At 64.3% G+C, this 12690-nt stretch carries 13 protein-coding genes; 7 read left to right on the forward strand and 6 right to left on the reverse strand.

What is annotated here, in order from left to right; all coding sequences use genetic code 11:
• Positions 1-24 precede the first annotated feature (24 nt).
• The gene (locus ACNJX9_RS06310) at positions 25-1131 is read right to left on the reverse strand and encodes a 5-(carboxyamino)imidazole ribonucleotide synthase (protein WP_057757309.1); all 1107 of its coding nucleotides are present in this window, start codon (positions 1129-1131) and stop codon (positions 25-27) included.
• Entirely contained in the window at positions 1128-1616 is a 489-nt protein-coding gene (gene purE / locus ACNJX9_RS06315; RefSeq protein ID WP_057757311.1) for a 5-(carboxyamino)imidazole ribonucleotide mutase, read from the reverse strand. Before purE ends, ACNJX9_RS06310 begins: the two co-directional genes overlap by 4 nt.
• Positions 1617-1757: 141 nt before the next feature.
• On the opposite strand from purE, the gene ACNJX9_RS06320 reads away from it, so the two are divergent.
• Complete coding sequence (locus tag ACNJX9_RS06320; RefSeq protein ID WP_162268448.1) at positions 1758-2480, forward strand: GGDEF domain-containing protein; 723 nt, start codon at positions 1758-1760, stop codon at positions 2478-2480.
• A gap of 108 nt (positions 2481-2588) precedes the next feature.
• On the opposite strand, the gene ACNJX9_RS06325 is transcribed toward ACNJX9_RS06320, so the two are convergent.
• The 3 genes from ACNJX9_RS06325 to ACNJX9_RS06335 all read right to left on the reverse strand — a co-directional run bounded on the left by ACNJX9_RS06325 (position 2589) and on the right by ACNJX9_RS06335 (position 3459).
• Positions 2589-2840, reverse strand: a complete 252-nt coding sequence (locus ACNJX9_RS06325; protein ID WP_057757313.1) for a hypothetical protein — start codon at positions 2838-2840, stop codon at positions 2589-2591.
• 23 nt (positions 2841-2863) lie between these two features.
• The gene (locus ACNJX9_RS06330) at positions 2864-3070 is read right to left on the reverse strand and encodes a hypothetical protein (RefSeq protein WP_057757315.1); all 207 of its coding nucleotides are present in this window, start codon (positions 3068-3070) and stop codon (positions 2864-2866) included.
• 182 nt (positions 3071-3252) lie between these two features.
• Positions 3253-3459: a YdcH family protein gene (locus ACNJX9_RS06335; protein WP_018641547.1), complete on the reverse strand. Its 207-nt coding sequence runs from the start codon at positions 3457-3459 to the stop codon at positions 3253-3255.
• A gap of 329 nt (positions 3460-3788) precedes the next feature.
• Here ACNJX9_RS06335 and ACNJX9_RS06340 point away from each other — a divergent pair, with 329 nt between their 5' ends.
• Positions 3789-3971: a YdcH family protein gene (locus ACNJX9_RS06340; protein WP_057757317.1), complete on the forward strand. Its 183-nt coding sequence runs from the start codon at positions 3789-3791 to the stop codon at positions 3969-3971.
• Between the two features lie 154 nt (positions 3972-4125).
• Here the strand turns inward: ACNJX9_RS06340 and ACNJX9_RS06345 are convergent, their stop codons facing one another.
• Positions 4126-5229, reverse strand: coding sequence for an NAD(P)/FAD-dependent oxidoreductase (locus ACNJX9_RS06345; protein WP_439408169.1), 1104 nt, complete (start codon positions 5227-5229; stop codon positions 4126-4128).
• Positions 5230-5437: 208 nt separating this feature from the next.
• On the opposite strand from ACNJX9_RS06345, the gene ACNJX9_RS06350 reads away from it, so the two are divergent.
• From ACNJX9_RS06350 to ACNJX9_RS06370, 5 genes are all read left to right on the forward strand, one after another.
• Positions 5438-8116, forward strand: coding sequence for a sensor domain-containing protein (locus tag ACNJX9_RS06350; protein ID WP_439408170.1), 2679 nt, complete (start codon positions 5438-5440; stop codon positions 8114-8116).
• A 38-nt stretch (positions 8117-8154) separates the two neighbouring features.
• Positions 8155-9621 (forward strand): glycerol-3-phosphate dehydrogenase, encoded by a 1467-nt coding sequence (locus tag ACNJX9_RS06355; RefSeq protein WP_439408171.1) that lies wholly within the window; start codon positions 8155-8157, stop codon positions 9619-9621.
• 176 nt (positions 9622-9797) lie between these two features.
• Entirely contained in the window at positions 9798-10967 is a 1170-nt protein-coding gene (locus ACNJX9_RS06360) for an ABC transporter ATP-binding protein (protein WP_439408172.1), read from the forward strand.
• Entirely contained in the window at positions 10964-11875 is a 912-nt protein-coding gene (locus ACNJX9_RS06365; RefSeq protein WP_439408173.1) for an ABC transporter permease, read from the forward strand. Before ACNJX9_RS06360 ends, ACNJX9_RS06365 begins: the two co-directional genes overlap by 4 nt.
• The gene (locus tag ACNJX9_RS06370) at positions 11876-12688 is read left to right on the forward strand and encodes an ABC transporter permease (RefSeq protein WP_057757328.1); all 813 of its coding nucleotides are present in this window, start codon (positions 11876-11878) and stop codon (positions 12686-12688) included.
• The last annotated feature ends 2 nt before the right edge of the window (positions 12689-12690 follow it).

The following is a 12690-nucleotide window of genomic DNA, read 5'->3' on the forward strand; positions in this document are numbered from 1 at the left end:
AAGCGGGAACGGGCTACGGTCGCCTCACTTGCTCTTCGAGGGCCTGACCTCGGTGACGTGGCCCATCTTGCGGCCGGGGCGCGGGGCGCCCTTGCCGTAGATGTGGACAGTCGCGCCGGGCACGCTCAGCCACTTCTCGTAATCATTGATCTCGTCGCCGATCAGGTTGGTCATGGTGACGACCTCACCGTGGCGCACGGGCTTGCCGAGCGGCCAGCCGGCGATGGCGCGGATGTGCTGCTCGAACTGTGAGACGGAGGCGCCGTCGAGCGTCCAATGTCCGGAATTATGCACGCGCGGGGCAATCTCGTTGACCAGCACCTTCGATCCGCCGCCATTGGCGAGCACGAACATCTCCACCGCGAGCACACCGACATAGTCGAGAGCGGTCGCGATCTTGCCGGCAATGCTGCGCGCCTCCTCGGCGAGCGCATCCGGGATCGGTGCTGGTGCGCGGGAGATCTTCAGAATGTGGTCGCGATGCTCGTTTTCGGTGACGTCGAAGCATTCGACCTCGCCCGATGCAGCGCGCGCGGCGATGACGGAGATCTCGCGCTCGTACGGGATGAAGGCTTCCAGGATCGCCGATTTGGTGGCGAGGCTGGTCCACACTTTCGCAATGTCGTCGCCCTCGCGGATGATGGCTTGGCCCTTGCCGTCATAGCCGAAGCGGCGGGTCTTCAGCACCGCGGGAAGGCCGATTCTGACGATCGCCTCGCGCAACGATGCGACCGAGGTGACGTCGGCATAGGCGGCGGTGCCGATGCCGAGCCGCGTGACAAAATCCTTCTCTGCGAGCCGGTCCTGGGTGGTCTCGAGGATCTTGCGGTTGGGCAGCACCGGACGGCGCGAATCCAGCACCAGGGCCGCCGCGGATGGAACATTCTCGAATTCATAGGTGATGACGTCGACGTCGTGGGCGAACAGCTCGAGCGCCTCGACGTCGGCATATTCGGCGCAGGTCGCGTTCAGCACCACGTCGAAAGCCGGCGAGTCCGGATCGGGCGAGAACACCTGGCAGCGCAGGCCGAGCCGCGCCGCGGCCATGGCCAGCATTCGACCAAGTTGTCCGCCGCCGAGGATTCCGATGGTGTCGCCGGGCTTCAGCTTCACCTGCTTTGCGTCGGTCACGCCTTGCCCTCCGGGCGCTCGGCAACCGCCTCGGTCTGCGCCTTGCGCCAGGCCGCGAGGCGATCGGACAGCGCGGGATCTGACAGCGCCAGCACGGACGCCGCCAGCAGCGCCGCGTTGATCGCGCCGGCCTTGCCGATCGCGAGCGTACCGACCGGAATGCCGGCAGGCATCTGAACGATCGAATAGAGCGAATCGATGCCCTTCAGCGTCCTGGACTCGACGGGGACGCCGAACACAGGCAGTTCCGTCAGGGCCGCGGCCATGCCGGGCAGATGCGCGGCCCCGCCGGCGCCGGCGATGATGACCTTGAAGCCTTCAGCCTTGGCGCCCTTGGCGAAGGTAAACAGCCGGTCGGGGGTGCGGTGAGCCGAAACGATGCGGGTGTCAGAGGCGACACCGAGCGCTGCGAGCGTGTCGGCGGCATGCCGCATCGTCTCCCAGTCCGACTGGCTTCCCATGATGATGGCGATCGGCGCGGTCATGACGTCAATTGTGCTCGGAAAACAGAAAGATAGGCCAGATTAATGGTTCCGGCCGGCGGCTCGCAAGGCGGTGGCAAGGAGAAGGGAATGCACTATCCTGTCTTGGTGAATCCCCGCAAGCCTTCATTGAGCAGGATGCCCATGAAGAAACCGAAAAGGGCGACCGCTGCGAAGGCCAAAAAGGGCCGGAAAACCAGCGGGCGCCGAACGAAAGCTGCAGCCAAGCGGGCTGCGGCTGCCGCGCCGCGTCGCGTGACCGCCGTTGGCGCCAAGGAGGCCGGCAAGGACGGCAGCAAGGCGACCATCCGCGACCTGCGGACCAAGCTCACGCAGGCGCTCCGACGCATCGCCGAGCTCGAGGCTGCAGCGGACACCGATTTCCTGCTCGACATTCCCAACCGGCGCGGCTTCGAGCGCGAGCTCCAGCGCGCCATCGCTTACATGAAGCGCTACCGTGCCAGCGGTGCGCTGATCGTGCTCGACGTCGACCGGCTGAAGCCGATCAATGATTCCTTCGGCCATGCTGCCGGCGACGAGGTGCTCAAGGCGATTGCCAACACGCTGACGCGACAGATCCGCGCGTCCGACGTGGTCGGCCGTCGCGGTGGCGATGAGTTTGCTCTGCTGTTGTGGAATCTCAGCGAGACCGACGCCAAGGCGAAGGCTGCCATCCTGGAACAGGCGATCGACGATTTGTCGTTCACCTTTCGCGGGCAGCACGTGACCGCGGGCGCCTCCGCCGGTGTCGCGCTGCTCGGTGCGCACTCAGATGCTGCTCGTGCGCTGGAGGAGGCCGATGCCGCCATGTATGTGCGCAAGGCGCACCGGCGCCACGAGCCGCGGATCAGGCTTGTGAGCAGCTAGGCATGATCCGGACTCGAAGGGCCGCGTTAGCGCAAAGTGTGCAGCGGTTTTCCCTCGCGACATCAGCGCAACGCGTTTGCGCGGAGATCATGCTCGAACAACAAGACTCTACAGCGTTGCGAGATCTTCCGGCACGTTGCCGAATTTGCGCAGCAGCGTGGCATCGCCGAATTCACCGGTCATGGGATCGCCGCTGCGGCTGAACGCGACTGCGCCGATATGGCCGGTGCCGCGCGCCAAGACTTCGGCGCGCCGCAGCGCGGCCGTAGGGCTCTGGCATTCTTCTGCGGCGCCGGCGACAGGCGATCCGTCGGCATCGATCAGGAAGGGCATTGCAACGTAGTAGGTCACATCTGACATGGCGTTGCTCCAATAGTGAGTTCTTAAGCGGCGCTGCTCCTGCTGCGCGAAGCCTCCGGAATGCAACCGGCGGAAATCGCCGCCTGCAATTCTTCCAGCTCGGCTTCCAGATATTCGTTGGCCATGATCAGCGCTTTGATGGTGCTGCGCAGGTTGCCGTCGCACATCGCGATCGCCTGATCGCAGGCCTGTTCATAGTGGCTGTGGTCGAGAAGGGCTGGGACTGACATCGGCGGTGTCCTTGCGGGTGTCCTTGGGCATTAGCTGTGGGCGTTAGCCTTGGGTGTTAGCTTTGGGTGTTAGCCTTGGGTGTTAGCCTTGGGTGTTCTTGGGGCGGCGGGACTCATGTTCTTCTTTTGTTCTTTTTGAGTCAAGCGGATTCACGTGGCGGCATTCCGCGACCGCTCACGGATCACGCAATGATATCAGGGGTAATCTGGTCTTCGATGAACGCGATACGGTCCCGCAACAACAGCTTGCGTTTCTTCAACCGCTGTAACCGCAACAGGTCGGGGGCAGGCGATTGATGCAGTGCATCGATCGCCGCGTCGAGATCTCGGTGTTCCTGCTGCAACCGGGTGAGCTCGGCTTCGAGCTCACGCTCGTCTTCATGGGTCATGTCTGCGGTGGCCGAAAACCGATAGGCTTGAGATCAAGGCTGTGGATGCCCTGTGGAAATTATCGTCCTTGCGCGGCTTGATCGCAAGCGATCTGCGGCCTTCCTGCACCCCTCTCCCGCAAGATATTTCGACGATTCGGGAAGCGCGCGGCGCAAGCACATTGATATCATGGATTTTTCGACGCACGGTTCCTTACTCACGCTTCGTTACATATGAATTTTCAAAAATGACCGTGCGACGACGGATACATATCGACAGAACGAATCGCTGATGTACACTTGCGCGTCCGGATCGAATCCAAGGTTCACCCCTACCGAGGAGGTTTCGAATGACAATTCAGGCACATCTGGTTGAATTGGAACGGAAGCACAAAACTCTCGAAAACGAATTGCACGAAGCGCTCGTGCACCTTTCAACAGACGACCTGCAAATTGTTGAGTTGAAGCGCCGCAAATTGATGGTCAAGGACCAGATTGAACGACTGAAGCAGACCGGCGACACGCTTCACTAGTAACCCCCGTAACAGCGTCAAGTTTGATCGTATCCTTTCAGGCAGGGACGAAAGCCTTTGCGCTCGTCCCTGCTGCAAGGTGCGCACCCGCGCGATCATCGTGCACAGCAGGCTTTGTGACGCGAGCCGGTTCTCACTCCGGCTGCAACGCTCTCTAGATTTCCGCGAGCTCTGCGACGTGGTCCGCGATCGCGAGCGAGGACGTCAGTCCCGGCGATTCGATTCCGAACAGATTGATCAGTCCTGCGACACCATGGTCGCGCGGACCCTGCATGAGAAAATCCTGCGTTGCCACCGCCGGCGGTACGATCTTGGGGCGGATGCCCGAATAACTCGGCATCAACGCGCCATCGGGCAGCGTCGGCCAGTATTTGCGGATTGCAGGATAGAACCGCTCGGCGCGCGACGGATTGACCTCATAGTCGATCGTCTCGATCCATTCGACATCGGGGCCGAATCGCGCTTGTCCTGCCATGTCCAGCGTCAGATGCACCCCAAGCCCGCCGGGTTCGGGCACCGGATAGATCAGGCGCGAGAACGGCGCGCGCGCATTGCAGCTGAAATAATTGCCCTTGGCGAGATAGGCCGGCGGAATCCGGTCGAGCGGCATGCCGTCGATGTGGCGCGCCACTGATGTTGCCGACAATCCCGCGGCATTGACGAGCAGGTCGCATTGCAACGTCATCGGCGCTTCGCCGCCGGCTTCGAGCTCGATCACGCCCGCCTCCGCCTTGGCGCGGATCAGCGGCGTGTGAAACGCAAAGGCCGCGCCCGCCTCCTCGGCCTCACCCCGCAGCGAGAGCATATAGGCATGGCTGTCGATGATGCCTGTCGACGGCGACAGCAGGGCGGCGTCGCAGGCCAGCGCCGGCTCCAGCGCGCGCGCGGCCTCGCCGGACAGCAACTGCATGTCGAGCACGCCATTGGCCTCGGCATGCGCCTTGATCGATTGCAGCTTCTCGGTTTCCTTCGCATTGGTCGCGACGATCAGCTTGCCGCAGTCCTTGTGCGGAATGCCGCGCTCGCCGCAATAGCGATACAGCGCATGCTTGCCGCTGACGCACATGCGCGCCATCCAGCTTCCGGCACGGTAGTAGATCCCGGCATGGATCACTTCGCTGTTGCGTGAGGAGGTGACGGTGCCGATGGCCTCGGCTTCCTCGAGCACGATCACCTCGCGCCCGGCCTGTGCGAGCCTCCTTGCCACCGCGAGCCCGATCACGCCGGCTCCGACGACAACGCAATCCACCCTATCCATGGCGATGCGGAAGTCCCGCTGAAGGTGGTGCCGATGGTTCCGGTTTGCCTGGGAAACGCGCTGCGCGGGCGTTATCCGTTAAGAAAGCATTTATCATGTCAGGGCAATTGCCGTATTTCACGTCACATTTTTCTATCGGGCCTACAGGCGTTTACCCGATCCCAACCCGTGAAGCCAGACAATCCGCAGTTGAAATTGCGGGTGGCTGATGGCTGAGAAGAACTGGCAGGAAGGCAGCATGCTTCCGATTGCTGTACAGGCCCTCGTGTGCCTGACCAGCGCGGTCGCGCCTTCGCGTGCCTATGCCAACGGCTTCGTTTCGCCCAACCAGCTTGCCGATGTCGACCCCATTCTGGTCTGGGAAGCCCTGATCGGCGGAGTTGTCGTCTGCGCGTTCCTGGTTGCTATCGCGCTGTGGATCCACTCCGCCCAGCGCCGGAGCAACCGTTCGCAGTTGCGGCGCAACGCCTTCATCTCCTCGGCCATGAACAATCTCAACCAGGGCGTGGTGATGACGGATGCGCAGCAGCGCGTCATCTTCTGCAACGACCGCTATCTCGAGATCTACGGCCTTGCGCGCTCGGACCTGTGGACCGGCATGACCGGCTGCGACATCCTCGGGTTGCGCCGCAAGCGCGGCGTTCTTGGCGTTTCTGACGATGAGTTCTACGAGAAGGCGGCGAGTCCTAACGGCCTGGTCACGGAACTGTCCGATGGCCGCGCCATTCTGGTTAAGTACTTCGTGCTGCCCAGTGGCGGCTCGGTGGCGACCCATCTCGACGTCAGCGAGCAGCGCGCACTCTCGCGGCAGCTCGCCTCGACCAAGCAGTTCCTGGAAACGGTGCTGGACAACGTTCCGGCTTGCGTCGCCGCGAAGAACATCGAGGACGGTCGCTATATCTTCGCCAACCGGGCCTATGAGCACTTCTGGGGCTTTTCGCGGGGTCAGGTCGTCGGCAAGAATGCGCGCGAGCTGTTCGGCCCGAAATCGGCTGACAGCATCGAGGCGACCGATCGGGCCGCGTTGATGGCGCCCGGAGGACAATATCGCAACGAATTCGAGGTCGAGGTCGACGCGGCCCGCCGCAAGGTGGCATCGATCCGGATCGTGGTCCGCAACGAGAGCAACAAGCCGCAGTTCCTGCTGATCGTGTTCGAGGACATCACCGATCGGCAATCGCTGTCGATGGAGCTGGAAAGCACCAAGAAGTTCCTCGAGCTTGTGGTCGACAACATTCCGGTGGCGTTGATCGTGGAACAGGTCAAGGACGGCCGCTACCTGCTCGCCAACCGCAGCGCCGAGACGATTCTGAACCGCCGGCGCGAGGAAGCCACCGGCCTGACCGCCTCGGATATCTTCAATGCCAAGGAAGCCAAGCTGATCATCGCGCGCGACGAGGCCGCCATCAAAAAACGCGGGATGATCACCGAGGAGCATCCGATCTCCACCAAGGACGGCTTGCGCCTGTTCCTGACCCGGCGTGCCACCGTGCTCAACGATTCCGGTGAGCCGCAATATCTGATCAAGACCCACGAGGATGTCACCAACCGCCGGCAGACCGAGTCGCGGATGGCGCACATGGCCTACCACGACGGCCTCACCGATTTGCCGAACCGCGCTGCCTTCCTTCAGGCGCTGACCCAGATGATCGAAGCCTGCGAAGGCACCGACGAGGAGTTCGCAGTCCTGTGCGTCGATCTCGACGGCCTCAAGGAGGTCAACGACGTGTTCGGCCATGCGCTTGGCGACAAGCTGTTGATCGAGGTGGCGCAGCGGCTGCAGGACACAGCACGCGGCGGCCTGGTGGCGCGCCTGTCCGGCGACGAGTTCGGCCTGATCATCGACGGCAAGCAGCCCGACGCGGGCCTCGCGCTGGCGCAGCAGCTTGACGAGGCGCTCGCGCCGGAATTCCACATCGACGGCCGCGCGGTCCGCGCCGGTATCACCACCGGCATGTCGGTCTTTCCGCACAATGGTCCCGATGGTGCCTCGCTGCTCGCCAATGCCGGCGCGGCCCTGTTCCGCGCCAAGCAGAAATCGCGCGGCACGATCAGCCTCTACCAGCCCGAGATGGACCAGCAGATCCGCGACCGCCGCGTGCTGCACCAGGACCTGTCGAAGGCGATCAAGAATGGCGAGCTTTCGCTGGCGTTCCAGCCGCAGGGCGTCGCGCGCAACAGCGTTGCCGAGAGCGAGATCATCGGCTTCGAGGCCTTGGCGCGCTGGCAGCACCCGGTGCGCGGCCAGGTCTCGCCGGCCGAATTCATCCCGATCGCGGAAGAAAGCGGCCTGATCGTCGAAATGGGCGAATGGATCCTGCGCGAGGTCTGCCGCGAGGCGGCGTCGTGGCCGAAGCCAATGCAGGTCGCGGTCAATCTGTCGCCGGCGCAGTTCATGCACGGTGGCGTGGTCGGTCTCGTCCATTCGATCCTGATCGAGACCGGGCTTGCGCCCGGCCGGCTCGAGCTGGAAATCACCGAAGGCGTGCTGATCGAGGACTTTGATCGCGGCCTGGCGCTGCTGCGCCGCCTGAAGGCGCTGGGCGTTCGCATCTCGATGGACGATTTCGGCAGCGGTTATTCCTCGCTGAGCTATCTCCAGGCCTTCCCGTTCGACAAGATCAAGATCGATCGCGCCTTCATCATGAATCTGGGCCGCAACCCGCAATCGGCGGCGATCGTTCGCGCCGTGATCGATCTCGGTCACGGCCTCGAAATGTCAATCATCGCCGAGGGCGTCGAGACGCTCGATCAGCTCGCTTTCCTTGCCAAGGAGGGCTGCGACGGTGTGCAGGGTTATCTGCTCGGCAAGCCGCTGCCCATCGGAAAATATGCCGACCTCGTCGGCCGCGGCGAGGCCATGGAGCTTGCGCTCAAGACCGGCTAGTGGTGGCGGGTACTTGGCTCGCTCCCTTCAACGGTTTCATGGCGGATTACGACCTCGCGATCATCGGTGGTGGCCTGAACGGTGTCAGCCTTGCCCGTGATGCCGCCGGCCGCGGGCTGCGGGTGATCCTGATCGAGCAGGGTGATCTCGGCGGTGCGGCCTCGTCGGCGACCCCTCGGTTGATCCATGGCGATCTGTCGGTGCTGGAGCGGCGCGGCTTGTGGCGCGTCCGCCGGGCACTGGCCGAGCGCCGGATCTGGCTGCGGATCGCGCCGCATCTGGTGCGGCCGATGAGTTTTGTGATCCCGGCCCATTCCGACGAGCGTCCGCCCTGGCTGTTGCGGGCGGGCCTGTATGTCTACGACGCCCTGGCGAACCGCGACGGCCTTCCGGCATCGACGACGCTCGACATCACGCATCATCCGGTCGGTAACGCGCTGAAGCGGCCGTTCGGCATTGCCTTCGCATATGCCGATTGCGTCGTCGACGATTCGCGCCTGGTGGTGCTCACGGCACTGGATGCCGCCGAACGTGGCGCCGCGATCCGGACCGGGGCGCGTTGTGTGCGGGCCGACAGGACCGATACCTGGCGGCTCGCTGTCGTCGATCGCGGTCATCGCCGCACGATCACGGCCCGCGCGCTGGCCAATACCAGCGGCGCCTGGACGTCCATGGTCGCGGAGACCGTGCTGCGGCTGCCGCAGCCGGCCATGGCGGCCGTGCAGATGAGCCAGATCATCGTGCCCAGGCTGTTCGAGTCCGACAATGTCTATGTGTTCCAGAACAACGATGGCCGGCTGATCTTTGCCAGCCCGTTCGAGCGCGACTTCACGCTGGTCGGCACCGTCACCCATGATTTCACCGGCGATCCCGCCATCGTCGCGATGCCGGGCGCCGATGTCAGCTATCTCTGCGAGGCCGTGAACCGCTATTTCCGCGAGCGCGTCGCGCCGACCGACGTGGTGCGCACGGTCACCGGCGTCAATTTGGTGCCTGCGTCGGCGCGGCGACGCGACGGCACGACGTTGTTCCACGCGCGCCGGCGCAAGGCACCGCTGCTCACGATGTTCGGCGGCGCGGTCACGACCTCGCGCTTCCGCGCCGAACGGGCGGTGACGCTGATGACGCCGTTCTATCCGATGTCGCGGCCCTGGACTTCCGGCGCGGCCTTGCCGGGCGGCGATTTCGCCTGGGATCGTTTCGAGACCGAGGTCGATCTCGCGTGCCACCGCTGGCGCCTTCTGAAGGAGCCGCAAGCCCGGCGCATGGTTGCCGCCTACGGCTCGCGATTGCCTGATGTGCTGGGCGAGGCGAAGACACGCGAAGAGCTCGGCCCAAGCTTCGGCCCCGACCTGACCGGCGCCGAGGTGCGCTATCTCATGAGCAAGGAATGGGCGCGCTTTCCCGAGGACATCCTGTGGCGCCGCTCCAAGCTCGGCCTGACCATGCCTGCCGCGGACCGCGACGCGCTGGCTGCGTTCATGGCGGGTGCTAGTCAGCGGTAGCGGCGTAGCCCGGATGGAGCGAAGCGCAATCCGGGAAAGTGTCTCCGCCGATGGACCGCCCCGGATTTCGCTTGCGCTCCATCCGGGCTACGGGGCGAGTGCAAGTTGTCCTCGAACCGGTTGAGCAAAGGCCGATCCGCCGCTAGCGTGCGGCGGCATTGGGGTTGGCAGGGCCTATGACTGACGAATTGCCGAGAAGGGATGCCGGGGCGAAAACGGCAGGAGATGCGTATCCGGCCGCGGGCGAGCCGCTGCTGCGCGTCGAGGGCGTCGTCAAGACGTTCGGGACATTCCGTGCGGTCGACGGCGTGTCGCTCGAGATCAAGGCCGGCGAGTTCTTTGCGCTGCTCGGCCCCAGCGGCTGCGGCAAGACCACGCTGCTGCGCATGCTCGCGGGCTTCGAGGCCCCGGACGAAGGGCGCATCCTGCTCGGCGGCAAGGACATCGCGCAGGCGCTGCCGCATGAGCGTCCGATCAACATGATGTTCCAGAACTACGCGCTGTTTCCGCATCTGTCGGTGCGCGACAACATCGCCTTCGGCCTCAAGCGCGCCAATATGGCGCGGTCCGACATCGCAACGCGCGTCGCGGAGATGGTCGCGCTGGTCAAGCTCGAGGGGCTGGAGAAGCGCAAGCCGGACCAGCTCTCCGGCGGCCAGCGCCAGCGCGTCGCGCTGGCCCGGGCGCTGGCGCGCCGGCCGCAGCTTCTGCTACTCGACGAGCCGCTCGCGGCCCTCGACAGGAAGCTGCGCGAAAACACGCAAGGCGAGCTGATGGAGCTGCAGCGTCGGCTCGGCATGACCTTCATCATTGTCACCCACGATCAGGAAGAGGCGATGACGATGGCCAGCCGGATCGGCGTGATGAAGTCAGGCAAGCTTGCGCAGGTCGGCGCGCCGCGCGATCTCTACGAGGCGCCGCGTTCGCGCTGGATCGCGGAGTTCGTCGGCGACATCAATCTGTTCGACGCCGAATCCAAATTGCGCGACGGTCATCGCCTCGTGGTCGGCACGCGCGATGCCGGTGCGCTGGTTGTGGCCGAGCCGCGTGAACCGGCCGGCGAAGGAAAGTTCTCGGTCGCGATCCGTCCCGAGAAGGTCAAGCTGTCGCGCCGCGGCCCGGTGAGCGAGACCGGCCACGCAACGGCGATCAACCGGCTCGACGGCGTGATCGCCGACATCTGCTATCTCGGCGGCACCACCACCTACAAGGTGAAGCTTGATACCGGTGGAATGCTGCAGGCCTCGGTCGCCAACAGTGCGCGCCTCGATGTCGATGCCTATAGCCTGAACCAGCAAATCGTCGCCTGGTTCACGCCCGACGACTGCGTGGTGCTGCCGTCATGAGCGCGCGCCGGATTTTCGCGCGGCCGGCGCGCCTCGCCGCGATCGCGCCCTATGTCTGGATGGTGCTGTTCTTCCTGGTGCCGTTCGGCTTCGTGCTGAAGATCAGCCTGTCGCAGACCGCGATCGCGCAGCCGCCTTATGAGCCGGTGTTCGACCTGACGGCGGGGTGGACCGCCATTCATGCAGCCTTTGCTGCGCTCTCGATCGACAATTTCAAGCTGCTCGCCTCCGACGACATCTATGTGTTCGCCTATTTGCGCAGCCTGACCGTTGCCGCGGCGGCGACCGCATTGCTGCTGCTGATCGGCTATCCCATCGGCTATGGCATGGCGCGACTGCCAAAACGCTGGCAGCCGGTGGCGATGGTGCTGGTGATCGTGCCGTTCTGGACTTCGTTCCTGATCCGCATCTATGCCTGGATCAACATCCTTCAGCACGACGGCCTGCTCAATCAGATCCTGCGTGCGCTGCACCTGGTCAGTCGGCCGGTGGTGTGGCTCTCCACCGACACCGCGATGTATATCGGCATCGTCTATTCCTACCTGCCGTTCATGATCCTGCCGCTCTATGCCACGCTCGCCAAGATGGAGCCGGCGCTGGAGGAAGCTGCGGGGGATCTCGGTGCGTCGCCCTGGCAGGTGTTCTGGCTCGTGACCTTCCCGCTGTCGCTGCCGGGCGTCGGCGCCGGCGTGCTGCTCTGCTTCATCCCTGTTGTCGGCGAGTTCGTGATCCCGGATCTTCTCGCCGGCTCCAGCTCGCTGATGATCGGCCAGACGCTGTGGCTCGAATTCTTCACCAACAAGGATTGGCCGGTGGCCTCAGCCGCGGCGATCGTGCTGCTCGTCGTGCTGCTGCTGCCGCTTCTGCTCTATGAGCGGCTGCAGCGTCGGCAGCTTGAGGAGCGGTAGATGCGCAAATTCTCCCGCCTGTCCCGCTTCAATATCGCCTCGCTCGCGCTGGGGTTCGCCTTCCTTTATCTGCCGATCCTCATCCTCGTCATCTATTCTTTCAACGCCTCGCGGCTGGTGACGGTGTGGGGCGGCTGGTCGCTGCGCTGGTATCGCGAGTTCTTCGCCGACCGTGCCATGATCGAGGCGTCCTGGATGAGCCTGCGCGTCGCGGTCGCCTCGGCGACGATCGCCACGCTGCTCGGCACGCTGGCCGCGGTGGCGCTGTCGCGCGGCGAGCGCTTTCGCGGCCGCACGCTGTTCTCCGGGATGCTCTATGCGCCGCTGGTGATGCCGGAGGTGATTACGGGATTGTCGCTGCTGCTGCTGTTCGTGGCGCTGGACGCCGAGCGCGGCTTCTGGACCGTGACGATCGCGCACACCACGCTGACGATGTGCTTCGTCGCCGTCGTCGTGCAGTCGCGCCTCGGCTCGCTCGACCGCTCGCTGGAGGAAGCGGCGATGGATCTCGGTTGCGCGCCTGCGCGCGCCTTCCTGTCGGTGACGCTGCCGCTGATCGCGCCTGCGATCGTGGCCGGATGGATGCTCGCTTTCACGCTCTCGCTCGACGATCTCGTGATCGCGAGCTTCACCACCGGCCCCGGCTCGGCGACGCTGCCGATCCGGATCTATTCCGAGGTGCGACTCGGTGTGAAACCGGAGATCAATGCGATCTGCACGCTGGTGATCGCCCTGATCGCGCTCGTCATCGTCCTCGCCTCGCTCGCTTCAAAACTGTCGAGCGCGCAGGGCGAGAGCGCTGCGCCTCTCTAGAT

The sequence above is a fragment of the Bradyrhizobium sp. BLXBL-03 genome, from assembly GCF_051853015.1.
Taxonomy (GTDB): domain Bacteria; phylum Pseudomonadota; class Alphaproteobacteria; order Rhizobiales; family Xanthobacteraceae; genus Bradyrhizobium; species Bradyrhizobium manausense.